General features: G+C 73.9%; 20 protein-coding genes and 1 riboswitch. Of the genes, 9 read left to right on the top strand and 11 right to left on the bottom strand.

The genetic code is table 11. The features are described from left to right. Positions 1-116: 116 nt before the first annotated feature. Both ACFY23_RS03710 and ACFY23_RS03705 read left to right on the top strand, forming a co-directional pair. A complete protein-coding gene (locus ACFY23_RS03710; protein WP_350684137.1) occupies positions 117-3,239 on the top strand; it encodes a VCBS repeat-containing protein in 3,123 nt (1,040 codons plus the stop codon). A 99-nt stretch (positions 3,240-3,338) separates the two neighbouring features. Then, complete coding sequence (locus tag ACFY23_RS03705; RefSeq protein WP_350684138.1) at positions 3,339-3,503, top strand: hypothetical protein; 165 nt, start codon at positions 3,339-3,341, stop codon at positions 3,501-3,503. 102 nt (positions 3,504-3,605) lie between these two features. Here the strand turns inward: ACFY23_RS03705 and ACFY23_RS03700 are convergent, their stop codons facing one another. Next, positions 3,606-4,895 carry a lipase gene (locus ACFY23_RS03700; protein ID WP_350684139.1) on the bottom strand — a complete coding sequence of 430 codons (1,290 nt, stop codon included), beginning with the start codon at positions 4,893-4,895 and terminating at the stop codon, positions 3,606-3,608. 274 nt (positions 4,896-5,169) lie between these two features. On the opposite strand from ACFY23_RS03700, the gene ACFY23_RS03695 reads away from it, so the two are divergent. Continuing rightward, positions 5,170-6,105 carry an ATP-binding cassette domain-containing protein gene (locus tag ACFY23_RS03695; protein ID WP_350684140.1) on the top strand — a complete coding sequence of 312 codons (936 nt, stop codon included), beginning with the start codon at positions 5,170-5,172 and terminating at the stop codon, positions 6,103-6,105. After that, a complete protein-coding gene (locus ACFY23_RS03690) occupies positions 6,102-6,926 on the top strand; it encodes an ABC transporter permease (protein WP_350684141.1) in 825 nt (274 codons plus the stop codon). The genes ACFY23_RS03695 and ACFY23_RS03690 overlap by 4 nt, the downstream gene beginning before the upstream one ends. A gap of 82 nt (positions 6,927-7,008) precedes the next feature. Here ACFY23_RS03690 and ACFY23_RS03685 read toward each other — a convergent pair whose 3' ends face one another. From ACFY23_RS03685 to ACFY23_RS03675, 3 genes are all read right to left on the bottom strand, one after another. Then, positions 7,009-7,632 (bottom strand): response regulator, encoded by a 624-nt coding sequence (locus ACFY23_RS03685; protein ID WP_387035877.1) that lies wholly within the window; start codon positions 7,630-7,632, stop codon positions 7,009-7,011. A gap of 128 nt (positions 7,633-7,760) precedes the next feature. Continuing rightward, positions 7,761-9,254, bottom strand: coding sequence for a histidine kinase (locus tag ACFY23_RS03680; protein WP_350684143.1), 1,494 nt, complete (start codon positions 9,252-9,254; stop codon positions 7,761-7,763). Positions 9,255-9,514: 260 nt separating this feature from the next. Next, positions 9,515-11,035 carry a serine hydrolase domain-containing protein gene (locus ACFY23_RS03675; RefSeq protein WP_350684144.1) on the bottom strand — a complete coding sequence of 507 codons (1,521 nt, stop codon included), beginning with the start codon at positions 11,033-11,035 and terminating at the stop codon, positions 9,515-9,517. 149 nt (positions 11,036-11,184) lie between these two features. On the opposite strand from ACFY23_RS03675, the gene ACFY23_RS03670 reads away from it, so the two are divergent. The 4 genes from ACFY23_RS03670 to ACFY23_RS03655 are packed head-to-tail and all read left to right on the top strand — an operon-like array spanning position 11,185 to position 15,961. Beyond that, entirely contained in the window at positions 11,185-12,462 is a 1,278-nt protein-coding gene (locus tag ACFY23_RS03670; protein ID WP_350684145.1) for a CocE/NonD family hydrolase, read from the top strand. A 59-nt stretch (positions 12,463-12,521) separates the two neighbouring features. After that, positions 12,522-13,178, top strand: coding sequence for a hypothetical protein (locus ACFY23_RS03665; RefSeq protein ID WP_350684146.1), 657 nt, complete (start codon positions 12,522-12,524; stop codon positions 13,176-13,178). After that, positions 13,162-15,282, top strand: coding sequence for a sensor histidine kinase (locus tag ACFY23_RS03660; protein ID WP_350818891.1), 2,121 nt, complete (start codon positions 13,162-13,164; stop codon positions 15,280-15,282). Before ACFY23_RS03665 ends, ACFY23_RS03660 begins: the two co-directional genes overlap by 17 nt. Continuing rightward, positions 15,275-15,961, top strand: coding sequence for a response regulator transcription factor (locus ACFY23_RS03655; protein ID WP_350681086.1), 687 nt, complete (start codon positions 15,275-15,277; stop codon positions 15,959-15,961). Before ACFY23_RS03660 ends, ACFY23_RS03655 begins: the two co-directional genes overlap by 8 nt. 182 nt (positions 15,962-16,143) lie before the next feature. Here ACFY23_RS03655 and ACFY23_RS03650 read toward each other — a convergent pair whose 3' ends face one another. Further along, positions 16,144-16,788: a helix-turn-helix domain-containing protein gene (locus ACFY23_RS03650; protein ID WP_350681088.1), complete on the bottom strand. Its 645-nt coding sequence runs from the start codon at positions 16,786-16,788 to the stop codon at positions 16,144-16,146. Between the two features lie 95 nt (positions 16,789-16,883). Between ACFY23_RS03650 and ACFY23_RS03645 the strand changes: the two genes are divergently transcribed. Beyond that, positions 16,884-17,273: a DoxX family protein gene (locus ACFY23_RS03645; protein WP_350681090.1), complete on the top strand. Its 390-nt coding sequence runs from the start codon at positions 16,884-16,886 to the stop codon at positions 17,271-17,273. A gap of 332 nt (positions 17,274-17,605) precedes the next feature. Here ACFY23_RS03645 and ACFY23_RS03640 read toward each other — a convergent pair whose 3' ends face one another. From ACFY23_RS03640 to ACFY23_RS03615, 6 genes are all read right to left on the bottom strand, one after another. Continuing rightward, the gene (locus tag ACFY23_RS03640) at positions 17,606-17,971 is read right to left on the bottom strand and encodes a hypothetical protein (RefSeq protein WP_350681092.1); all 366 of its coding nucleotides are present in this window, start codon (positions 17,969-17,971) and stop codon (positions 17,606-17,608) included. A gap of 138 nt (positions 17,972-18,109) precedes the next feature. After that, positions 18,110-18,293: riboswitch (cobalamin riboswitch) on the bottom strand. Between the two features lie 84 nt (positions 18,294-18,377). Further along, the gene (locus tag ACFY23_RS03635; RefSeq protein WP_350681094.1) at positions 18,378-19,094 is read right to left on the bottom strand and encodes an ATP-binding cassette domain-containing protein; all 717 of its coding nucleotides are present in this window, start codon (positions 19,092-19,094) and stop codon (positions 18,378-18,380) included. After that, positions 19,091-20,149 carry an ABC transporter ATP-binding protein gene (locus ACFY23_RS03630; protein WP_350681096.1) on the bottom strand — a complete coding sequence of 353 codons (1,059 nt, stop codon included), beginning with the start codon at positions 20,147-20,149 and terminating at the stop codon, positions 19,091-19,093. Before ACFY23_RS03630 ends, ACFY23_RS03635 begins: the two co-directional genes overlap by 4 nt. Further along, complete coding sequence (locus ACFY23_RS03625) at positions 20,146-21,015, bottom strand: ABC transporter permease (RefSeq protein WP_350681098.1); 870 nt, start codon at positions 21,013-21,015, stop codon at positions 20,146-20,148. Before ACFY23_RS03625 ends, ACFY23_RS03630 begins: the two co-directional genes overlap by 4 nt. After that, positions 21,008-22,054 (bottom strand): ABC transporter permease, encoded by a 1,047-nt coding sequence (locus tag ACFY23_RS03620; protein ID WP_350681100.1) that lies wholly within the window; start codon positions 22,052-22,054, stop codon positions 21,008-21,010. The genes ACFY23_RS03625 and ACFY23_RS03620 overlap by 8 nt, the downstream gene beginning before the upstream one ends. Beyond that, the gene (locus tag ACFY23_RS03615; RefSeq protein ID WP_350681102.1) at positions 22,024-23,616 is read right to left on the bottom strand and encodes an ABC transporter substrate-binding protein; all 1,593 of its coding nucleotides are present in this window, start codon (positions 23,614-23,616) and stop codon (positions 22,024-22,026) included. Before ACFY23_RS03615 ends, ACFY23_RS03620 begins: the two co-directional genes overlap by 31 nt. Positions 23,617-23,763: the final 147 nt, after the last annotated feature.

The following is a 23,763-nucleotide window of genomic DNA, read 5'->3' as shown; positions in this document are numbered from 1 at the left end:
CCCGCGACGGCCGACCCACGACTCAGCCGTTCGGGGGCACACTCGTCGAAGATCATCAAGCTAGGCTGACTGCATCTGGGCGCGTTCCGCGCCGCAAGCCATCCCAGGAGGACCCTTTGGGTCGCAGTCATCCGGCCGCTGCCCTGACGGCCGCCCTCGGCCTCGGCCTGCTGGTCGCACCGGCCGCACCGGCCGTCGCCGAAACCAGCACCCCGCCACGTGAGATCGCCGTGTTCCCGGAGAGCGAGGCGACCGTCCCGGCGCACGAGGCGATCATCTTCGCCGGGGTCACCGGTTTCCTGCACCGCCACGGCACCTCGACCCAGTATCTCTGGACCCGCTACGACACCGGCGCGACCGTGGTGGTCGAGGACCTGGCGGGCGTCGCGCCTGCGGCGCTGAAGCCGGCCGGCGGCGACTTCGTCTCCACCACCGCCGCGGTCCCGGCGAAGCCCGCATCCGCCAAGACGGTGAGCGTGCTCAACCTGTCGGATCAGACCTGGCAGCAGTGGGCACCGCCCGCCGGCTACACGTTGATCGGCGTCTACGGCCACACCATGATCGCTTCCAAGTGGGTGGACGGCGCGCCGGTCAGGGCTGAGCTGCTCACCTTCGCCTCCGACGGCAGCGTCGCGAGCAACACCCCGGTCACCGTGCCCGATGGCGCCCGTCCCGGCAGTGTGATCCTCCCGGTCACCGGCAACCTCACTTCCGCCGTCATCGGGTACGCGGAGGGCATCGAGAGCCGCTCGGGGCTGCTCGACTTCGCCAGCGCCCGGATCGTCCCGATCCCGGAAGCCCCGGCCATCAATCTCGTGGGCATCGTCTGGCGGCTCACCGGCGACACGGTCGGCTGGGCGTCCTACGCGCCCCACGGCGGCACCTATCGGCTGTACTCGCGCAGCGGCCTGACCAGCGGCACGAACACGCAGCCCCGGACGTTGTCCGCCCCCCAAGACACCATCGAGCGCTCGGTGATCGTCGGTGACAGCCTGGTCACCGCGGCGGCGAGCACCGGGGGCTACTACTACCCGGCGGTCAGCGTGTCCGATGCCGGCGGCTCGGGGAGCACGGTCCTGCCGCGGCTCGACTGGGGCAGCACGGCGCTGGTCCAGGGGCCCGACGGCCAGGCCCTGGCCGTCGGCGGCTCCGGCGCCAAGGACTGGGCGGTGCACCGTATCTCGGCGCAGCCCGGCGCAGCGCCCACCGCAACGCCGCTGCTCCGGGTCCAAGACCCGGTGGAGAATGCGGGTCTCGTCTACCACCAGGGTCTCGTCCGGCACGTGCAGACGCAGATCGTCCCGTCCACCGGCGCGGCCCAGTACGCGATCTACAACCATCCGATCGTGGACGACGGATCGGTCAAGTCCGGCGCGGACACGTTCAGCCGCCCGCCTGCGTCATGCGCACCAGGTGTCGCCTGCGTGCGGTTGGTGGAGGGCAACCAGGCGGGTGTCGCCTACATATCCCCGGGCGCAAATGGCGCGCCGGACACCCTCTACACCTTCCGGCAGGGCCCTTCCAGCTCTGGCACCGATCTGATGACCCACAACGGCCGGGTGGTCGACGTGGGCAGCCGGTACATCCTCGTCAACGACGGCACGGCAAACGACCAGTACCTCATCGATGAGGCTCACGTGAAGACGACTCGGCTCGGGCCGATCACCGGTGCCGGCTTGTGGTTCGACACCCTGTGGACCGCCACGTCGACCACGGGCCAGCTCAAGGCGATCGACCTGGAGAGTGGGGAGACCACCCGCACGGTCTCCACCGGGTCGGCCTGCGTCCCGACCGAGGTGCAGACCAGCGTCCGCTGGATCTACTGGGCATGCGGCGCCGCCGGCCCGGCCGGGGTCTACGACCTCCAGGGCAACCGCAACGTCACCGTGCCGGCCGGGCCCGTGATGCTGGGCGACGGCTTCCTGGTCCGGCACGAGAACGGCGCGCTCCAGCTCACCGACTTCCACGACGGCACGCTGCGCGCGCCGGTGAAGCTCGCCGACCTGCCCGTCGGCAACCCGACCGACGGCCGCCGGGTGACCTGGGCGGTCGACCGGCACGGCTCCGGCGTCGCGTACGTCGACGCGGACAATGCGGTGCACGTCCTCGACACCGGCGTCCCTGGCACGCCACCGCGGTTCGCCATCTCCTCGGTGCGGAGCGACCTCTACCCTCGCGCTGGGCAGCGGTTGGACGGCTCGTTCCTGCTGACCCGGCCGCTCACCGGGTGGGAGCTGACCATCACCCGTGTATGGACCGGTGAGGTCGTCCACCGTATGGTCGGCGGCAACGCGCGGGAACGGCTCTACGCCAGCTGGGACGGCCGGCTCGACTCGGGCGTGTTCGCCCTCAACGGCCCGTACCGGTGGACGCTCACCGGCACCACCGGTGACGGCTCCGCGCGGGTGACCCTGGGGACGCAGGGCTTCGGTCTGCACTGCGGTAGCTTCCCCGTCCGCGGCTACGGCTGCCATGGCGGGCCGGGCCTGCTCGGGGTGAAGTCCACCGGCGAGGGCCACTGGTACGGCACCCGCCAGGACGGCACGGTCCCCGGCCGGCTGTACGACAACGGGGCCACCGACGACTGGTGCCTGAGCTGCACCGGCGCGGCGCGTACGTCGGCGCTGGTGCCGTTCGGCGACTTCGACGGCGATGACTATCCCGACCTTCTGGTCCGGGACGGCAACGGCGGCATGAAGGCTCACCTCGGCATCGGCCAGTTGGACTTCGGTGGGCGGGCGACGGTCAGCCTGGGTGCGGGCTGGATGATGTACAAGTCGATCCTGGCCCCCGGTGACGTGAACAGCGACGGCCACGACGACATTCTCGGCATCGACTACGACGGCAAGCTGTGGCTGTACACCACCACCGGCACGGGCGGGATCAACCCCCGCGTCCAGGTCGGCTCCGGCTGGGGCATCTACCCGCGGGTGATCGGCGCCGGCGACCTCAACGGTGACGGCCACGGCGACCTGCTCGGCATCGACAGCACCGGCGTCATGTACCACTACCTCAGCAACGGCAACAAGGGCTGGAGCAGCCGCGTCAGGGTCTACGCCGGTTGGAACATCTACAACTCGGTGGTCGCGATCGGTGACCTGAACGAGGACGGCCGCAACGACCTGGTGGCCCGGGACTCCGACGGCGTGCTCTGGCACTACGCGGGGCTGGGCAACGGCTCGTTCGCCGCGCGGGTCAAGGCGGGCTCCGGCTGGAACATCTACAAGATCATTATCTGACCGTTCCCCCTATCCTCGACCGCCCCCGGAAGCCGCCACGGTGACCGGGGGCGCTCGTCGTTCCGAGCTTCGCCCGCCGCCCGATACCGGGCTCTTCAGTTGCCGGCCGCCAGCTCCTTCACCCCGCACGGGCTCGCGGTCGCCGACATCAACGACGACGGCCTGAAGGATCTGCTGATGGCCAACTACAACTACGGGCTCGTGGTCGTGCCGCAACGCCCCGCAGCGGCGGCGACGTCGAGGCTCCAGGTGGGCCGGGGCTGAGCGACGACGGACAGCGCCGTTCCCGCCTGGCAGGCGCTCGGCGGAGGGGCAGACGAGGCCGCCGGCCCGCGTTGACGGGCCGGCGGCGTCCTCGACCGTCGGTCAGCGGACGAAGGTGACGTCGGGGTGCCTCGGCGACGGCCGGTCGAGCAGCGCCCGGGGTCGCTGGCGGAGGTGCTGGTCGAAGAAGGCGGCGAGGTAGGCGCGTTGGGTGGCGACGATCCGGCCCGGGTCGACGGTGCCGATCAGGCCGGCGACGAGTTCCTCCGGCAGCGGGAACGCCGCGGCGAGCTGCGGCAGCAGCACCTGGTGGTCGGTGAAGGTGTAGTGCTGGCCCTCGGGGACGTACAGGTCGCGCTTCCAGCCGGTCGAGTTCGCCCAGAACGACCGCCAGTCCGGGGCGTCCAGGTGGGTGTACGGCCTGCCGCCGACCAGACCGGCGCCCATCAGCAGGAACGGGCGGTCCAGGCCGTGTTTGGCCACGTCGCCGAGGTCGTCCCTGCCGTACGCCATGCTGCCGTCCAGGTCCGCTCCGGCATCCAACCGCCGGTCGGCGAGCATCGCCTCGGCGGTGGTGAATCCGCCGGCGGAGTGGCCGAACATTCCCGCGCGGGACAGGTCCAGCGCGGCGCCGAGGCCGCGCGGAAGGGGGCGTTTGCCGGCGTCGGGGTTGCCGCCGCGGGCGAGGACGGTGAGCTGGTCGAGGACGAACCGGGTGTCCTGGGTCCGGGTGCGGATCTGTGCGCGCATGAGCTCGGCGGGTTCCAGGTCGGGTAGGCGCTGCGTTTCCACGCGCCCGCCGGGGAACTCGACGACCGGCGCCTCGTACGTGTGGTCGATCGTCACCACCACGTAGCCACGGCTGGCCAGTTCCTCGACGAGGACCGTGCCCTCCGCGCGGGGCCGCTCGCCGCCGGGCGAGTACACGACCACCGGGAATCCTCCGCGTTTGGCACGGGCGGGCGCGCCGGCACGGGCATGCGTGGTGATGCCCGCCCAGTCGACCCGCCCGGCGGGGATGCCGAGCATGCCGGCGAGATTCTCGCCGTACCGCTCGGCGGCCAGCGGTGGCAGGTACGGCGCGAGTGGTTCGCCGCCCGCCGGGCGGGCCGGGTACCAGACCGTGACCATGAGTTCTCGCGTCTTGGCGGCCACCCACGGGTCGGGCCGGCCGTGGTCGACCAGATGCAGTTCGGTGGCGGCGATGGGGTGCGGGCCGGTCGGTGCGGGGAGACGCAACCGCAGTGGCGCGCTCGTGGCCGGCGGCGGGGCCGAGCCTGATCCCGGGTCCGGTGCGGCCTGGGCGAGCGCCGTCGGCGCGGTCGACACCATCGCCGCCGACACCGCGACCGCGGCGCCGCCCAACAGCCATCGTCGAGAAATCGTTCGCATGCGGCAAGGCTGGCCCGGGGCGCTCGCCGACGGCATCTGCCGGAAGTAACCATGTCGCCCCTGAGAAATCTCGGGGACGAGGCGCGTCGGCCGGGCGTCGCCACAGTGGACGGCCACGTCGGGGCCGGTGACGGCGTACGGGCCACCGTCCCGGCCCCGCACTTTCTCGACGGTCCTGACTTTCGTCAGGGCTGGCCGATGCCGATCGGCGGCTGTGCCGCACCCGGCGGATTTCTAGCGTCGACGCCAAGATGGCACATCCACCGGGAGAATCATGATCACATTGCGCGGGCTGACGAAACGCTTCGGCGCGACGACAGCCGTCGACAACCTGACCCTGGACATCACGCCGGGCCGGGTCACCGGTTTCCTCGGCCCCAACGGTGCGGGGAAGTCCACCACGATGCGCATGATCGTCGGTCTGGACCGGCCCACCGCCGGCGAGGCGCTCGTCGGCGGCCGGCGGTACGCGACCCTGCGGCATCCGCTGCGCGAGGTCGGTGCGCTGCTCGACGCCAAGGCGGTGCACCCGGGGCGGAGCGCCCGCAACCACCTGCTGGCGATGGCCCGCAGCAACGGCATCCCCACCCGACGGGTGGACGAGGTGCTCGCCACGGTGGGCCTGGCCAACGTCGCCGGCAAGCGGGCCGGCACCTACTCCCTCGGCATGGGCCAGCGCCTCGGCATCGCCGGCGCCCTGCTCGGCGACCCGGGGGTGCTGATGTTCGACGAGCCGGTCAACGGGCTCGACCCGGACGGGGTGCGCTGGGTCCGCGAACTCATGCGGTCCCTGGCCGCCGAGGGTCGGACCGTCTTCGTCTCCAGCCACCTGATGAGCGAGATGCAGCTCACCGCCGACCAGCTCGTGGTGGTCGGCAGGGGCCGGCTCATCGCCGACGCCCCGATCGCCGAGGTGATCGGGGGCAGTTCGTCGACGGCGGTGCTGGTGCGCAGCCCCCAACCGGCCGGCCTGGCCGAGCTGCGTCGCCGGCTGGTCGCGGCGGGCGTCGCGGTCGCGCAGGAGGACGACGGCGCGCTCGTCGTCACCGGCGCCGGCATCGCGCAGGTCGGCGACCTGGCGCACGAGATCGGCGTACGCCTGCACGAGTTGAGCGTGCGCGAGGCGTCACTGGAGGAGGCGTACATGGAACTGACCGCCGACGACGTCGAGTACGGCGCGCTGGCAACCGGATCGGGGGCGCGGGCATGACGACGGCGACGACAACTTTGCCCGGCGACCGGTCGACCCGGCGCGGTGCTGCGACCGGCGGCGGCCTGACCGGCGCGATCGCCAGCGAGTGGACCAAGCTCTGGTCGGTGCGTTCGGTCTGGTGGAACCTGCTCGCCAGTGCCCTGCTGATGGCGGCGGCGGCCGGGCAGGAGGCCATCTACGTGGTCAACGAGAACACCAACTCCGACCCGGCCGACAACCCGGGGGTGATCGGCCCCGGCGCCGTCGCGATCAGTGCCGTCCTCCTGTCGCAGTTCACGGTGATCGCGCTGGCGATGCTGGTGATCACCGCCGAGTACGCGACCGGCACGATCCGGAGCACGCTGCAGTGGACCCCGTCACGGGGCCGACTGCTGCTGGCCAAGACCGCCGTGGTCGCCGTGGTCACGTTCGTGGTGGGCGCACTGCTCGGGGCACTGGGCTCCGCCGTCGCCGACCCGGTGCTCGGCGAGTGGGGCCGGTTCCGGGCGGCGGAGACCGTCGGCGACGTGCTGGCGGTGGCCGCGTACCTGTCCCTGATCAGCGTCTTCACCCTCGGGCTCGGGACGGTGCTGCGCAGCGCGGTCGGCACGCTGACCACCGTGTTCATGATCCTCATGGTGGTGCCGATCTCGCTCGGCGCCCTCGACATCGAGTTCGTCAACCGGCTCGTCGACGGGCTGCCGGGGGTGGCCGGGTCCCACTTCATGAACGGCGACACCGACCCGTACCCGCCGGCGGCCGGCCTCGCCCTGCTCGCCGCGTGGGCGCTCGCGGCGACGCTCGCCGGTTACGCGGTGCTGCGGTCCAGGGACGCCTGACCCGGGGCCGGGTGGCGGCGGTGCCGGAACCGCGGGACGACTGATCGGGGGCCGGGTGGCGGCGGTTCGAGGGGGACCGCCGTCACCCGGCGTCGTCCACCAGGCCGGCGTCGTACGCGACGATCGCGGCCTGCACCCGGTTCCGCACGCCGAGCCGGGCGAAGATCGTGCTGAGGTAGCTCTTCACCGTGCCCTCGACCAGGAACAGTCGCCGGGCGATCTCCGCGTTGGACAGCCCGGCCCCGACCAGCGCCAGCACCTCACGTTCCCGGTCGGTGAGCGTCCCGGTGCGGCCCCGGGCGGCCGGGCCGCGGGCCATCCGCGCGCCGCCCAGCTCGATCACCCGCCGGGCGATCCGCGGCGACAGGTAGGCACCGCCGTCGGCCGCCGCGCGCACCCCGGCCAGCAGTTCGCGCGGGTCACCGGCCTTGAGCAGAAAGCCGCTGGCCCCGTCACCGAGCGCCCGCACGACGTAGTCGTCCTCGCCGAAGGTGGTGAGCATGAGCACCGCGGTGTCGGACACGAGCCGGCGGATCTCCACGGCGGCGGCGAGCCCGTCCAGCTTCGGCATCCGGATGTCCAGCAAGGCCACCCGTGGCCGGTGCGCCCGGGCCAGGTCGACGGCGGCCCGCCCGTCCGCGGCCTCCGCCACCACCTCGATCTCGGGATCCGCCGCCAGGATCACTCGCACTCCGGCCCGGATCATCGCCTCGTCGTCGGCCAGCAGGACCGGGATCACCGCATCTCCTCAGGGATCGGGCGCGGACGGCATTCCGCCCGCGCGGGTACGCGTCGCGTGGACGACGAGCCTGGCCGGCTCGTCGCCGGCAGCCGTCAGTCGGACATCCGGTCCTTGGTCAGCAGCCGGTCCCCGGCGAAGCAGAGCCGGTAGGCGGCCTGGCCGAGGGGGAAGTTGCCGTCGGTGTAGAACTCGCAGGAGGCGCCCGGGGGTAGCGGCCAGTCCGCCGGGTCCGGCCGTTCGACGACCTGACGGTCCGGCAGCAGGCCCCGCAGTTCGGTGCGGTGCTGACCGATCCGCATCCGGTCGAAGTCCGCCGGATCGAGGACCGCGTCGAAGGTGGCGAACGGGTAGTAGGCCAGTGACAGCACGCCGGCGACCACCACCGGGGCGGCCACGGCGACCACGAGGCTGCGTCGCACCCGCCGCCGCGCCTCGCGCAACCGGGTCGCCGACGCCGGCCGGACCGGACGTACGCCCTCGTCGGCGTCGACCGACGCGGCGCCGGCGGCGTGGGGCAGGCGGGCGGTGACCTCGAAACCGCCGCCGCGTGGCCCGGCGCTCAGCGCGCCACCGGCCAGCCGTACCCGCTCCCGCAGGCCCAGCAGGCCGGAACCCGTCGAGGCCACGCCGGGCGGCGGACCGCCCGGCGGCGGTTCGTTGACCACGCTCACCACCGTCTGCTCGGCCGAGCGGGTCAGCAGGACCGTCACGGCGGCGCCCGGCGCGTGCCGGGTAGCGTTGGTCAGCGCCTCCTGGACCACCCGGTGCACCGCCCGCTCGACCATCGGCGGTGCCGGCGCCTCGGGCCCGTCCCACCTCAGCCGGACCGGCATCCCGGCGTCGCGGGCCCGCCCCACCAGGTCGGCGACGCCCTCGGCGGCCGGCCGGGTCGGAGCCGGCGCACCGTCCTCGCGGAGCACGCCGATGATCTGGGCGAGCTGCTCGGTCGCGGCGGTGACGCTGGCACGCAGTTCCCCCGCCGCCCGCCGGTGCCGCTCGTCGAGATCGGTCGCCACCTCCAGCCCGCCGGCCTTCAGCGCGATCAGGGCCAGGTCGTGGCCCAGGGAGTCGTGCATGTCCTGGGCGATGCGGGCCCGCTCCCGCATCCGGACCCGCTCGGCGGCGGCGCGCTGCTGCCGTTCGAGCAGATCGGCGTGTTCCCAGCCGGCGTGGACGAGGGCCCGCTGCTGGCGGCGGTAGCGGCCGACCAGCCAGGGGAACACTCCGACGAAGAGCAGGGTGGTGGTGAGGAAGAACCAGGTGGTCACGCCCGAGCCGAGGACGCCGACCGTCAGCGCGGTCCCGCCCGCCGCGATCACGGCGAACGTGTACGCGGCCGGGCGGGCCCGGGACATCCGCAGACCCACCAGGTAGCTCATCACCGGGATGGCGAACACGAAGTTGCCTTCGAACGCGGTCGGCACCACGACGATCAGCAGGGAGACCGTCGGGTGGTGCCGACTGACCGCCACCGCGAGGGCCATCAGCAGGAGAGAGCCCGCCAGCCGCCAGCCGGCGTACGGGCCGGGCGGGGCGACGGCCAGGTCCCAGGCGATCGGCGCCGACAGGACCACCCCGAGCGACACGTCGGCCAGAACCTTCACCCACGCCGCGGCCCGCCCGCCGGAGGGCGGCCCGCCAAACCGGAGGAGAGGGAGCCACCGCTGCCGCCCGCCGCGCCACCAACCTGCCACGCGGCCCAGGTTACAAAGCCCACCACCTGCGTCGTTACCCCCGAAAGTCAGGTCGTCGGCGCGACGGCCGGGGCGGCGGCGACCGGGCGGGCCGCCGCCCGGGACCGCGGGGAGGCGCCACACCTGGACGCGCACCACCCCGACTCCGACGGTCAGCGCGCGATCCACGCCGTGGCGACGACGGCGGCGACCGCCGTCCAGAGCGACACGGACGCGACGCTGGTGACCCAGCGCAGCCTCGGGCGGGGGCCCCGGGCGGTGGGCAACTGCGACCAGCGGAGGACGCCGAGGGTGACGCCGGCCACCGACAATGCCACCGCGAGCGCCCACAGCGGCGGCCAGAGCAGTTTCCAGGAGCCGAGGGTCCAGGCGACGCTCAGCAGCGCGACCGCGCGCCAGCTCATCGAGACGACCATCAGCCGGTCGGGCCCGGGCAGCAGCCGCCGCGACCCGCGGCGGGCGGTGACCTCGACCGTACGCGCCGCCGCGACGAGGCACAGCAGGGTGATCCCGGCCATCGGCAGCTCGGCGATGAGCCGCTCGGACGGGGTCGGCGCGTCCCTGCCGAGCAGCCGCATGCCGAGGTACACCACCGAGGCGGAGGTGTTGCCGAGGATCACGATCCCGCGCCGGCGCTCGGGGTCGAAGCCGACGAAACTGGAGAATCCGGCGGTGCTGCCGTCGTGCCAGGTGATGCCGTCGGTGGTCTGCCAGGCGTACCCGATCCTGCTGCCGTCCGGGATGTCCCAGCGGGGTCGGGCGGCGTCCGCGCCGGGTGCCGTCCCGTCGATCGTGGCGGCCAGGAAGCGGCCGAGGTCGGCGCTGGTGGACCAGCCGCCCGCGCCCGAGGGGAGGTACCCGTCGCTGGCGAAGAATTCGGTCGCGTGCCCCGAGGTGATGTAGCCGCGGGCGCCGTCGGCGGGGACGTCGGCGGGGTCGCCCACCAGGGTGGTGTCCCGCATGCCCAGTGGTTCGAGGATCCGGCGTCGCAGCAGGTCCTGGTAGCTGGTGCCGGCCCGGGCGGCGAGGGCCTGCCCGAGGAGGGCGATCCCGAGGTTGGAGTAGACGACCCGACCCTTGTCGACGGCCCGCGACCCGGCCGCGTCGTCGACGACGTCCAGGGGGCTCTGGCCGCCGTACGGGTTGCCGCCGATGATGCTGCCGACGAGCGTCGCGGGATCATTGAGCGAGGGAGGGACGCTCGGGATGCCGGAGCGCTGGCTCGCGAGTTCCTCCAGGGAGGCTCCCGCGACCGCCGGATCGCGAAACGTGGTGTCCGGGAAGAGCTCCCCTACCGTCGTCTGCGGGCTGACCTCCTTCCTGGCCACCATGTCGGCGAGGATCATGCCCGTCATCGTCTTCGTGACCGAGCCGAACTCGAACGGGGTGCGTTCGTCGACCGGCCGCCCGCCCGACAACCGGGTCGTGCCGAGCCCGGCCGTGCGGACGGCGCCGTTCTCGACCAGCGCGACGGACAGGCCCAGGTGTCCGGCGGACGGCCAGGCGGCCTGCCGGACGGTCCGGGCCAGCTCGGCGTCACCGGTGCGTTCGCCGCCGAGTCGGATGCCGCTGGGCATCGCCAGGGTGCCGAGCAGCAGTCCCACCGCGACAGCCGCGAGCACCACCGTCGTACGGCCGCGCCGACGCGGTGGATACGTATTCATGATCGTCATTCCGATCCCACCTCCGGCCGTCGAAACTAGGCATCCGGGCGCCGGCCGCGAAGTGTGCTGGCCACCGAGAACCAGCGGGCGGACAACCGCAACAGAACTGCGGACAACCACAGGGCGCGCGCCCGTCCGCGCTGGCAGGCTCGACCCCCGTGAAACCGCCATCACCGCCGGCCGACCCCACGGGGCGGGCCGAGACCTGGCTGGCAGGGACGTTGTTCCTGGTCATCGCCGGGTACCTGTTGGACGACGCCGTGCTGCATCCGGAACCGGGCACGACGGCCGCGGACCACATCCTCAGCGCCCTGCCGGTGTCGGCGTTGCTGTGGACGGCCTGGCGTCACGCGGCCTGGCGGGCACCGGCGCGGGCGGCCGTCAGCACCGCGGTCGGCCTGCTCGCCCTCGGCGTCGGCCTCGCCGTGCCGGTGGCCCATGCCACGTCGGCGGGCCCCGCCGGCGACGACTACACCGGCATCGCGGCCACCGCCGCCGGTGGCGCGCTGCTCGCCGTCGGGGTGCGAGGCGCGTGGCGGGCGCGCCGCACCGGCGGCTCGACGCGGGCCCGCGTCCTACGCCGGATCCTGGTCGGCGCGGGGGCGGCGTTCGTCGCGGTGCAGGTGGTCCTGCCGCTCGGTGTCGCCTTCGTCGCCACCCACGCCCCGCGCGACGTCCCGCCGTCGTTCAGCCCTGGCGATCCGTGGCGAGCGGTGCGGCTGCCGACGGCGGACGGGCTGTCGCTCGCCGCCTGGTACGCGCCCGGGCACAACGGCGCCGCGGTGGTGGTCGTGCCCGGCCACGGGGGCCTGCGGCACGCCCGGATGCTCCGGCGGCACGGGTACGGGGTGTTGCTGGTGAGTCCGCGGGGCCAGGGCACCAGTGAGGGAGACGTCAACCTGTTCGGCTGGCGGGGTGAGACCGACGTACGCGCGGCACTGGCCTTCCTGGCCGGGCGTCCCGAGGTCGACCCGCGACGCGTGGGCGGCCTGGGCCTGTCGGTCGGCGGCGAGATCCTCCTTCAGGCGGCCGCCCGGGGAACCGGCCTGCGCGCGGTGGTCGCCGAGGGCGCCGGGACGCGGTGGGCGGCGGAGGATCTGGCGCACCCCGACCTGGAGAACCTGGTCCTGGCGCCGATGTCGGTGACGATCACGCTCGGCGTCGCGGTCTTCTCCGGGGGCCTACCGCCCCCGACGCTCCCGAGCCTGCTGACGCGGCTCGGCGACGCACGGGCCCTGCTGATCTGGAGCCGCCGCGGTCAGGGCGGGGAACACCTCAACCCCCGCTACCACCAGGCCGCCGGGGGCGCCGCCGACATCTGGGAGATCCCGGAGGCCGGCCACACCGGCGGGCTGGCCGCGCGCCCGCAGGAGTACGAGCGCCGCGTCGCCGGCTTCCTCGACGCCACCCTCGCCGCGGAGCCGGCCGGGCGGTAGCCGGACCCGCACGCGACATGCCCCCAAACAGAACCGAGACGACGAGAAGAGACGACACGATGAGCACGCTGTCCTCGCCGGCGGGCGCGCCGGCCCGGCCCCGCACCCCACGCCGCACCGCCCGGCTCGCCCTCCTGCTCGGGCCGCCGGCCGTTCTCGCGCTGGCCGGCCTGCTGCACCCACACCACCTGACGCCCGACACGGCGCGACAATGGACGGCCCTGCACCTCGCCCTGCTGCCCGTGTTCCCGCTGCTGGCGGCCGGCCTCCTCACCCTGCTACGGTCTGCGGCCGGACGGGCGGTGTCAGTGGCCCGGGTCGGCTGCTACGTCTACGCCATCTTCTACACGGGGCTCGACGCCATCGCGGGGATCGCCGCCGGCCGGCTGATGATCGGCGCGGAGGACGTGATCGACGTACAGGAACAGATCGACGGGCTGAGTGAGGTCGGCGGCGCGGTGGGACTGGTCGGCGCGCTGGGCTTCCTGGTCGCCGCCGCCGGCGCTGCCGTCGCCCTGGTCTCCCGGTACGGGCGCCCGGCGGTGCCCGGCGTCGTGGTGCTGCTCGTCGCGGCGGTGTTCTGGCTCGGCAGTCACATCTACTGGCCGGAGGGCGTGCTGACGGTGGTGGCGATCGGAACGGGCTTCGCGCTGCTCGAGTTCCGCGCGGTGCGGCCGGCAGAGGCACGCGGTGCCGTCGATGCGTCGCCGGCCTGATCCGCCGACCCGGCCCGGCCCGGTGGCCGGGAGCGCCGACGGTCGTGGTGTCCCGGCGCCGGCCGGGTCGCCGGTCCCGCCGGACGTGGCCCGGCGACCACCCGCGCGGACACCGCGCGGGGCCGGCGACCCCACGCCGCCCGACGCGCCGGCACCGGCGTGGGCCCGCCCGCTCGCCACGGCGATCGCACTGGTGGCCGGCGCGGGCACCCTGACCGGCAGCGTGCTGGAGACGGGCGTACCCGTCCCGCCGGCCCAGTGGCTCTTCGCGCTGACCGGGATGCTGCTGCCCGCGCTCGGCTGGCTCATCGCCAGTCGCCGCCCGCGCAACCCGTACGGCTGGCTGATGCTCGCCTCGGCGCTGTGCCTCGGAATCGGTGGCCTGTCGGTGGGCTACCTGTTGTACGCGGCGAGGAGCGGATCGGGCGCGGACGGGCTCGGCCCCGCGGTGGCGGGAGCCTCGCTGTTCAGCGTGCACTACGGCCTGAACTGGATCTTCATTCCGCTGCTCTTCCCCGACGGCCGCCTGCCCTCGCCGCGGTGGCGGCCGCTCGCCTGGGCCGGTGGCGCCTGCATCGCCGTGCACGCCGTCGCCGTCGTCCTCGTGCCGGGCAACCTCGACCAGGACGTGCCGTTGCCGAATCCGCTCGGGCTGCGCGGCATCGCCGGTGCGGCGGCGTTCGTCGCGGTCACGGTGACCACGCTGCTGACGCCCGTGCTCGCGGCGGGCGCGTTGGTCGGGCTGCTCGTCCGCTGGCGCGGGGCGACGCCGGCGGAGCGGCGTCAGCTGCGCTGGATGGCGGCCGGCGTCGTGGTGAACCTGTCCGGCTTCGTTCTCATCCTCGGCATCGACGGCGGACACCTCCCGGCCTATCTCGACTGGCTCGCCGTGCTGTCCGTCCTCGGCGCCGTACCGGCGGCCGTCGGGGTGGCGGTGGTGCGGTACCGCCTGCTCGACATCCGCGTCGTCGCCCAGAAGTCCCTGGTCTACGGCCTGCTGTGGTCCGCGATCGCCCTCGTCTACGCCGGGGTGGCGATGGCCCTCGGAGTCGTTGCCGGCGAGCGGCTGCCCGTGACGGTGGCGGTGGCCCTCGCCGTGGGCGTCACCCTCGTCTTCCAACCGGTACGGAACCGGCTGGAGGCGCTCGCCGAGCGGCTCGTCTTCGGGGTCCGCCCCACGGCCGCCGAGCTGCTCGCGGAGACCAGCGCGACGCTCGACTCGATGACCGAGCCGAGCAGCCAGCTCCAGCACCTGGCGCACGTCGCCCGGTCCGCCCTCGCGACGACCTGGGTCGCCGTCGAACTGGAGGACGGCACGCGGGCCGTGGCCGACGAGGGCAGCGGTCCCCCGGCCCTCACGGTCCCGATCATGAGCGACGGGGCGGTCACCGGCCGCCTCTCGTGCGGGCCGAAGATCGAGGGCAGGATCACCGACCGGGACCGCAGCCTGCTGCTGGCCCTGGCCGCCCAGGCGGGTCTCGCCCTGCGCAGCGCGCGCCTGGCGGCCCGGCTGGTGCACGCCCAGGAGACCGAACGCCGACGCATCGAGCGCAACATCCACGACGGCGTCCAGCAGCAACTCGTCGCGCTGATCGCCGGACTCGAACTCGCCCGCGCCGCCGGGCCCCGCCCCGAGACCATGGTGCGCCTCCGCGAGCAGGCGCGCGCCACGCTCGAAGACCTGCGGGAGCTGGCCGCGGGGATCCACCCGACCGCCCTGGCCCAGGGCGGCGTCGTCGAGGCGGTGGAGGAGCTGTGCGGCCGTCTGCCCCTCGACGTCACGGTCACGGTCGACGACGCGCTACGTGGGCGACGGTTCTCCGACGACGTCGAGGGCGCGGCATACTTCACCATCGGCGAGGCCCTCGCCAACGCGTTGAAGCATGCCGCCGCCTCGCGGGTCGAGGTACGCCTGGCGCAGCGCGCCGACCGGCTGCTGCTGGACGTGTCCGACGACGGAAGGGGCTTCGACCCGCACGCCGTGCCGCGGCGCGGGCTCGGGCCGCTCGCCGACCGGCTCACGGCGCTCGGCGGGCACCTGACGGTGACGAGCACGCCCGGGAGGGGAACACACGTGAGTGCCTGGATACCGGGCGATGCCTGAGACGGTGCGCGCCGTCCTCGCCGACGACCACTATCTCGTCCGGGAAGGCGTACGGCAGTTGCTCGAGACCACCGGCGAGGTCGACGTGGTCGCCGCCGTCGGCAGCGCCGACGAGCTCATGGACGCGGTGCGCCGGTTCGAACCGGATGTGATCGTCACCGACATCCGCATGCCCGGTGCCGGCTTCCGCGCCGGGCTGGAGGGGATCGACGCGGCACACCGCGTACGGGCCGAGCACTCCCGGACCGGGGTCGTGGTGCTGTCCCAGTACCGGGACGCGCTGTTCGCCTTCGAACTGTTCCGGCACGGCACCGAAGGGCTCGCCTACCTGTTGAAGGACCGGATCGGGAACCTGGACGACCTGGTGGCGGCGATCAGGGCGGTCGTCGCCGGCGGCTCCGTGATCGACCCGAAGGTGGTCGACGGTCTCATCGCCCGCCGGGTCAGTCGCAGCCGTGCCGAACCTGCCGGGCTCACCCCCCGCGAACGGGAGGTCCTCGGCGAGATGGCGCTGGGCAGGTCCAACGTGGGCATCGCCCGCTCGCTGCACCTGTCGGTGTCGGCCGTCGAGAAGAACGTCAACGCGATCTTCCACAAGCTGGGTCTGGACAACACCCCGGACACTCACCGACGGGTGGCGGCGGTGGTCAGGTATCTCGGCGCCGATCTCCAGGACTAGGGCGCGTCCTGCCGAGTTGCCCGCCTCAACCTACTCGCACCAGCAGCCGCAGCACCTCGATCGGGGCGTCTTGGTAGCCGTACGCCCGACCACACATTGGCCATCGCCTCGTACGCCCGCTGTACGTCGCTCGGGTCCCGGGCAGTGCCAGCATGCAAGTTCGCTATCCGACCGTTGGCTGGTCAGCGGCCGGGGCGGGTGGCGACCATGGCCGCGTGCAGCTCCTCGGAAGTGGGGACGGGGGGCAGTGCGGATGCGAAGCCCTCCGGATGGCAGGCGTCGAGCAGTCGCGCCACCAGGCGCCGCCACGCCCCCGGCGCCGACTGCCGGGTGGAGCGCAGCACGCCGGCGTTGGCCATCAGGAACAGCATGACGTCGGCCCCCGTCACGTCGGAGCGCAGCTGGCCCTCCTGCTGGGCGCGCCGGATCAGGGCATCCAGTGCGCCCAGCGCCCGGGACCGGGGTTCCTCCATGCCGGGCGAGTTGGGGAAACAGGCGGTGAAGCCTTCGGTCACCGCTCGGTCGGCGGCCTGCATCGCACACACCCGCTCGACGAAGTCGCGGAAGGCGGCCCCGGGGTCGGGTGCCCGAACGGCCTGCTCGGCGAGGTCGGCCAGCTCGTTCAGCCGATCGGTCAGTACCGCCTCAATCAGTGACTCCCGCTTCGGGAAGTGCCGGTAGAGGGTGGCGATGTTGACCTCGGCCCGCCGGGCCACATCCTCGAGCGGTGCCTCCAGCCCGCGCTCGCCGAACACCGCACGGGCTGCCGCCACGACGCGTCCCCGGTTGAGTTCGGCGTCCCTCCGCAGCCCCTTACCCGATCTCATGACCCAATCCTACGTAGTGAAGGGTGCCCTGCGTTTCTGGTACGGTTGGCGCACCGCTTAACCGCAGGATTCCCTTCGTTTTGTGGAGAGTTACGTTGAAGATCGTTCTCTGGGTCGCCCAGGGCCTCCTCGCCGTCCTGTTCGCCGGGGCGGGCGGCATGAAGGTCGTCATGGCCAAAAACTCGCTCGTCCCGTTGATGCCGTGGGTGGTCGACTTCTCTTCCGGAATGGTGAAGGTGATCGGCGTCCTGGAGGTGCTCGGCGCGGTCGGGCTGATCCTTCCCGCCCTCACCTTGATCGCGCCTGTGCTCACTCCGATCGCCGCCACCGGTCTCGCCGTTGTCATGCTCGGCGGCGGGATCGTGCACATCGGCCGGGGAGAACACCCCCACAGCATCGGCAACCTGGTGGTGCTCGCGTTGGCGGCGTTGGTCGCCTGGGGCAGGTTCGGCCCCTACGCCCTCGCTGCCCGGAACTGGGGGTAGCCACCGGCCGGTAGGCGAGTCCAGCCGCCGACAACCCACCTGGTGCCGACCGACAGGTCGGGCAGATCGGACCGGGGCCAGGGCCGACAGCGCCGATCACGGAGGACCGGTACGCCACCCATCCTGGCGTAGTTGCTGCGTTTGCTGGCGTCGAGGGCAGCCTGCTCCACTCGCTGGCGGTAGTCCAGCCACCATGACTCGTCGGCGGGGGCAGGTTGTCGTTCCTGGGCAGCAGTCCGGCCGCGCCATCGATGACAGCAGCGCGTCGCGGCCGCCCTTGAAGTTGACCGAGGCCGGCGCCACGGTCGACGCGGTTGCAGTGGACGTGAGCCTCACCGGCCGGTGGGGAGCGCCGGGGTGACCACCGACAGCTCCAGGACGGCGGGCAACGGCGCGACGCCCGGCCCACCGGCGCGCACCCAGGCGGCGATGTCGTCGACCACCGAGTCGTGCAGGACCAGGCCGAACCAGACCGGCCGCGCACCGGCGCGCCGCGCCGCGGGCGCGGGGTGGACGACGACCAGGTTGGACTGCGCGCAGAGATCGAGGCAGTCGCTGATTCGTATCCGGTGCGGCGCCGGCAGCGCGGCCCGCAGTCGCCGTAGCTGCGCGTCGTGGTCGACGGTGGGGTGTTTGCGGGTGCTGCCGCAGCAGCAGTCGCGGCACACGGTGACCAGACAGCCCGGTGCGGCGGTCATGTCCGACTCCTTGGTCCCGGTCGTGCCGGGCGGCAGGTGCCGGGTCACGACGCGGGCGGGTGGTGGGTGACATGTCGGGACAGGGTGGACCGCACAGCGCGCACGCGCATCGGGATCGCCTTCCAGCACCTCGTGGACGGGTCATCGCAGTGCCGTGGCCGGTCTCCTGGCTGACGGGAGGTGCGTCCGTGGCCGGCCTTCCCAGGCGTGCGAAACGCCCAGTGACCTCTGACGACGAGGGCCGCGAACTTCCCGATCACAGTGGCGAGGGCCGCACCGGTCTTCCACCGGCTTCCCGAACACCACGGCAGCGTCACACTAGCCTGCGCCCGGCCCCGAATGCCACGGTGACGAACGCCATCGATCGGCCTTCGTCACCACTGTGGACGGCGCGGCGCGCGGCGGTTCACGCCCCCGGCGGGGGCGGGAGGTCGACGACCCGGGTCGCCCAGCGGGCCATCAGGGCCGGGTCGTGGGTGATCAGCAGGACCCCGGCGCCGTGCTGGCGCTGGTAGTCGGTGATGACGGCGGCGAGGTGGGCCTGGGTGGAGGCGTCGAGCATGGCGGTGGCCTCGTCGCAGAGCAGGTAGGCCGGCCGGTGCACGAGCGCCCGGGCGAGGCAGGCCCGTTGCAACTGCCCGTCGCTGACCGCGTGCGGGCGGCGGGCGAGCAGGTCCGGGGTGAGGCCGGTGAGATCGGCCAGTTCGGCCGCGCGGGCCGCGGCCTGCTCGGCCGGTACGCCGGTCGCGCGGAGCGGCTCGGCGACGATGTCCGCCAGGCTGAGCCGCGGGTCGGTGGCGGCGCGTGGGCTCTGGAACAGGATCGCGACGCGGGTGCGGACGGCGGCCGGCAGCCGGTGGCGGACGCCGGCGACCCGGTGGCCGTCGAGGGTGACGTGCCCGGCGTCGGGGGCGTGCAGCAGGGCCAGGACCCGGGCCAGGGTGGACTTGCCGCTGCCCGAGGGCCCGCGCAGCCCGACCGTCTCGCCGGGGGCGACGTGCAGGTCGACGCGGTCGAGGACGCGCTGCCGGCCGTAGGCGACGGTGACCTGGTGGGCGGCGAGGGCGGCGGCGGTGGCGGCGGCCGGTCCGGGGCTGTGACCGGTGGTCGTGGTCGTGGTCATTCCGGCGCTCCGACGGACAGCGGGTGGTGGCAGGCGACCTGGCCGGAGCCCTCCCCGATCACGGTGGGCGCCGTGCGGCAGGTGTCGGTGGCGCGGTCGCAGCGCGGGGCGAAGGCGCAGCCGTCGGGCAGGTCGGTGAGAATCGGTGGGTGGCCGGGCACGGGGCGGAACGCCCGCTCGGGCAGGGCGTCGAGCAGGCCGGCGGTGTAGGGGTGGGCGGGCGCGGTGAACAGCGCCTCGGTGGGCCGACGCTCGACGACGCGGCTGGCGTACATGACGGCGACGGTGTCGGCGACGCGGCGGGCGGCGGCCAGGTCGTGGGTGATGAGCAGGACGGCGTTCCCGGCGTCGCAGCGGCGGCGCAGCAGGTCGAGGGTGTGGTCGACCAGGGGCCGGTCGAGGCCCGTGGTGGGTTCGTCGGCGAGCAGCAGCGGCGGGTCGGGGGCGAGCGCGAGGGCGGTGGCCAGGCGCTGCGCCATACCGCCGGACAGCTCGTGGGGGTAGCGGTCGAGGTCGGCGGGGTCGAGCCCGACGTCGGCGGCGACCCGCTCGGCCGCCGCGGGCGCGTCGCGGCGGGTGTGCCCGTGGGCGCGCAGGGTCTCCTCCAGCAACCGCCGGCCGGTGCGTACGGGGGTCAGCGCGGTGGCGGGGCTCTGCGGCACCAGCCCGACCGCGCGGCCGCGTACGGCGCGGGCGAGGTGGCGCTCGGTGCAGCCGATCAGGTCGACCTCCTCCCCGCCGGGCGGGCGCAGCCGGGCGTGGCCCGAGACGGAGGCGTTGCCGGGGAGCAGGCCGAGCAGGGCGTGGGCGAGCACCGACTTGCCGCAGCCGGACTCCCCCACCACGGCGACCAGTTCGCCGGGACGGATGGTCAGGCGCAGGTCGGTGACGGCCCGCACCACGGCGTCGCGGAGCTGGAAGCGGACGGTCAGCCCGTCGACCTCCAGCAGGGCGGGGCGCGGGGTGCCGGCGGCGGCGCCGGCCGTGGCTGCCGTGGCGGTCCCGGCTTCGGCGGTGCCGGCCGTGGCGGCGCGGGGCTCGCGGGTGGTGGTCACAGGTTCAGCTCCGCTCGTACGCGCGGGTCGAGGCGGTCGCGCCACCGGCCGGTGAGGGTGGCCAGGGCCAGCGTGACGACGACGAGGAGCAGGCCCGGGACGAGGCTGGCCCACCAGGCGCCGGTGAGCAGGGACCGCTGCCCGTCGTTGATCATGTTGCCGATGGAGGCCAGGTGCGGGGGCAGGCCGAGACCCAGGAAGGACAGCGCGGTCTCGTGCCAGACGGCGTGCGGCACCATCAGCGTGGTCGCCAGGGCCAGCCGGGGCAGCACGTGCGGGAGCAGGTGCCGGGTGAGCACCCGGGCGCGGCTGGCGCCGCCGGCCACCGCGGCGTCGATGAATGGCCGGGTACGCAGGCTGAGCAGCTCCGAGCGGACGATGCGGGCGGTGGACAGCCAATGCGTCAGCCCGATCGACACGATCACCGCGCCGAGGCTGGGGCGCAGCATCGCGACGATGAAGATGCCGAGCAGCAGGTGCGGCAGCGCCGCGATGGTGTCGACCACCCGCATCAGCGCCCGGTCGACCCAGCCGCCGAGGGTGCCGGCGACCGCCCCGACGAGGCCGCCGATCACGGTGGCCACGAGCGCGGCGACCGCGCCGACGAGCAGGGACACGCGCAGGCCGTAGAGGCTGCGGTGGGCCACGTCGCGGCCCAGGTCGTCGGTGCCGGCCGGGTGTGCGGCCGAGGGCGCGAGCCGGGTACGCGCCAGGTCGACGGCGCTCTCGTCGAGCGGCCAGAGGACGGGGGCGAGCAGGCAGGCCAGGCCCGCGCCGACGAGCACGGCCCAGGCGACGGCGGCACCGGCGCGGCCGGCACGCGGCTTCGGCCGCCGGACGCGGGCGGGGCGGACGAGATCAGTCATCGAGGCGTACCCGGGGATCGGCGGCGGAGTAGGCGAGGTCGGTGGCCAGGTTCGCGGCCAGCACCACGACGGTGGTGGCGAGGGTGGTCGCGGCCAGCAGCGGGAAGTCGCTGCCCAGCGCGGCCTGCACCGTCACCGCGCCGAGACCGGGCAGGGAGAACACGGTCTCCACCAGGACGGCGCCCCCGATCAGCTCCGGCAGGTGGGTGCCGACGAGGGTGAGGAACGGCAGCAGCGCGGTACGCAGGGCGTGGCCGAACAGGACGGTGCGGCCGGGTAGCCCCCGGGCCCGGGCGGCGAGGACGTGGTCGTCGCGGAGGCTCTCGGCGACGGCGTCGCGGATGAACAGGACGAACCACGGCGCCTGGGCGACCGCCAGCACCGTCACGGGCAGGACCAGGTGCCGGGCCACGTCGGCGGGGTCGGTGGTGGTGGCGGTGACGTCGGTGAGCCCGCCCGCCGGCAGCCAGCCGAGGGTCAGGGCGAACAGGGCGATCGCGGCCAGCCCGATCCAGAACACCGGCATGGACTGCACCGCGTACGCGGTGGCGCGCAGCGCCCGGTCGAACCAGCCGCCCCGCCGGTACGCGGCCAGGGTGCCGAGCAGCAGGCTCGCCACGAGGACGAGGGCGAGGGCGGCGCCCACGAGCAGCAGGGTCCAGCCGGCGCGGGCGGCCAGCACGGAGGTGACGGGTTCGTGCCGGCTGGTCGACCAGCCCAGGTCGCCGCGGAGCAGGTTGCCCACCCAGCGGAGGTACTGCACCGGCAGCGGGTCGTCGACCCCCCAGTTGGCGCGGATCTGCGCCAGGTTCTCCTCGCTGGTGGTGAACGCCGCCGCGCCCGCGTACTGGTGGGCGGGGTCGATCGGCGAGGCCGCGCCGAGGGCGAACATGCCGACGCTGGTGGCGGCGAGGACCGGCACGGCCACCAACAGGCGCCGGCGGACCACGGCACCGGCGCCCGCCAGCCGTCGGCGGCGACGGGCGCGGGTGGCCGGGGCCGGGGCGGTCACTTCCTCGTCCAGGTGTGGATGTTCCACCAGAGGCTGTTGGCCACGTCGTGCTCGTGCGGCTCCACCCGCGGCGTCACCCCGGCGAGGCCGTCCTTCACGACGTAGGTGTGCTGGAGGTAGGTGAGGAACACCCACGGCAGGTCGGTGGCGAGCTGCTTCTGGAACGTGGCGTACGCGGCCTTGCGGGTGGCCGGGGCGGCGTTGTCGCGGGCGTCCTGCAACGCCTTGTCCACCACGGCGGAGCGGTAGGAGCCGGGGTTGAAGAAGCCCTGGCCGGCGAAGTCGGAGCGGAACAGCTTGTAGGTGATGAAGTCCGGGTCGTACGGGGTGCCGAAGCCCATGACCACCGCGTCGTCCTTCATCCGCGGGGTGATCGCGTCCCAGGTCAGGCCCTCCGGGGTGATCTCGATGCCGACCTTCTTCGCGTCGGCGGTCACCGCGAGGGCGAGTTCCTTGCGGAGGCTGTCGGTGGCCGGGTACATCAGCGCGAACGCCGCCTTCCGGCCGTCCTTCGCGCGGATGCCGTCCGGTCCCGGCGTCCAGCCGGCGGCGTCGAGGGCGGCGGTCGCGGCGGCCGGGTCGGCGGCGGGCTTGCCGACGATCGACGGCTCGGCGAACTCCGACGACGGCGGGACCGGCCCGAACGCCGGCTCCCCCGCCCCGCCGAGCAGGCCGGTGACCATCGCCGCGCGGTCCACCGCCGCGTTCAGCGCCCGCCGCACCGCCGGGTCGCCGGTGACGGGGTTGCCCATCGGCAGCACCACGCCCCGGTAGTCGGCGGTCGGCACCCGCTCCACCCGGTGGCCGGCCAGCCCGTCGAAACTGGCGGCCAGCTTCGGCGCCAGCTCCGCCGCGTCGAACTCGCCCGCCCGCATCCGCTGCGCGCGGACGTTGTCGTCGGGGACGAACGCGACCACGACGCCGGAGTTGGCGGGCCTGCCGCCCCAGTACTTCTCGTTGGCCGCGAGCACGAGCCGGTCGCCCGGGGTCCACGACGTCACCCGGTACGGGCCGGTGCCCACCGGCCTGCGGTTGAACTCGGCCTTGTTGATGTCCTGCCCGGCCAGCGCCTTGGCCGGCACGATGCCCAGCGCCAGCCGCTGCGGGAACGGCGCGTAGGCGTACTTCAGGGAGAACACCACGGTCGACGGGTCCGGCGCGGTGACCGAGGCGAGCATGTCGAGGTCGGAGCGGAGCGTCGAGTCGACCTTCGGGTCCAGCACCGCCTGGTAGGTGAAGACCACGTCCTGCGCGGTCAGTGGGCTGCCGTCGTGGAACAGCACGCCGTCGCGCAGCTTCACGGTGACGGTCTTCCCGTCCGCCGACACGGCCGGCAGTTCCCGCGCCAACGCCGGCACCAACTGGTTGCGCGCGTCGCGCTCGACCAGCCCGTCGAAGATCAGCGAGCCGCCGTCGACCCCGTAGTTGAGCACCGGGTTCAACGCCTCGGGCTCCACCGCCGTCGCCACGACGAGGGTGTCAGCCGCGCCGGCGCCCGTCGACGTGCTCGTCGGGGACGAGCAGCCCGCCACGGCCAGGACGGCGCCGACGGCCATCGCCGCCACGCGCACCGACACAGGCGTACCCATCACATGCTCCCCGGGTCTGTTCGTCGCACGACCCCGGCGTTCGCCGCGCCGGGGCCCTGATGTGGGCCGGCCGTGACCGCGGCCGATGGCGTGCGGCGTGGCCGGCGGCGGGCCGGATCGGTGCCGCGTGGCGGGAGCGACCCGCCA

The organism is Micromonospora sp. NPDC000121 (genome assembly GCF_042899165.1).
Taxonomy (GTDB): Bacteria; Actinomycetota; Actinomycetes; order Mycobacteriales; family Micromonosporaceae; genus Micromonospora.
The sequence above is the reverse complement of the archived record's forward strand: the minus strand, read 5'-3'. Positions and strand labels throughout refer to the sequence as shown.

Coding starts and splice junctions, on each gene's coding strand:
- ACFY23_RS03700 (WP_350684139.1), bottom strand. CDS start 4,895: ATGCGAACGATTTCTCGACGATGGCTGTTGGGCGGCGCCGCGGTCGCG.
- ACFY23_RS03695 (WP_350684140.1), top strand. CDS start 5,170: ATGATCACATTGCGCGGGCTGACGAAACGCTTCGGCGCGACGACAGCC.
- ACFY23_RS03690 (WP_350684141.1), top strand. CDS start 6,102: ATGACGACGGCGACGACAACTTTGCCCGGCGACCGGTCGACCCGGCGC.
- ACFY23_RS03685 (WP_387035877.1), bottom strand. CDS start 7,632: ATGATCCGGGCCGGAGTGCGAGTGATCCTGGCGGCGGATCCCGAGATC.
- ACFY23_RS03675 (WP_350684144.1), bottom strand. CDS start 11,035: ATGACGATCATGAATACGTATCCACCGCGTCGGCGCGGCCGTACGACG.
- ACFY23_RS03665 (WP_350684146.1), top strand. CDS start 12,522: ATGAGCACGCTGTCCTCGCCGGCGGGCGCGCCGGCCCGGCCCCGCACC.
- ACFY23_RS03660 (WP_350818891.1), top strand. CDS start 13,162: ATGCGTCGCCGGCCTGATCCGCCGACCCGGCCCGGCCCGGTGGCCGGG.
- ACFY23_RS03655 (WP_350681086.1), top strand. CDS start 15,275: ATGCCTGAGACGGTGCGCGCCGTCCTCGCCGACGACCACTATCTCGTC.
- ACFY23_RS03650 (WP_350681088.1), bottom strand. CDS start 16,788: ATGAGATCGGGTAAGGGGCTGCGGAGGGACGCCGAACTCAACCGGGGA.
- ACFY23_RS03640 (WP_350681092.1), bottom strand. CDS start 17,971: ATGACCGCCGCACCGGGCTGTCTGGTCACCGTGTGCCGCGACTGCTGC.
- ACFY23_RS03635 (WP_350681094.1), bottom strand. CDS start 19,094: ATGACCACGACCACGACCACCGGTCACAGCCCCGGACCGGCCGCCGCC.
- ACFY23_RS03625 (WP_350681098.1), bottom strand. CDS start 21,015: ATGACTGATCTCGTCCGCCCCGCCCGCGTCCGGCGGCCGAAGCCGCGT.
- ACFY23_RS03615 (WP_350681102.1), bottom strand. CDS start 23,616: ATGGGTACGCCTGTGTCGGTGCGCGTGGCGGCGATGGCCGTCGGCGCC.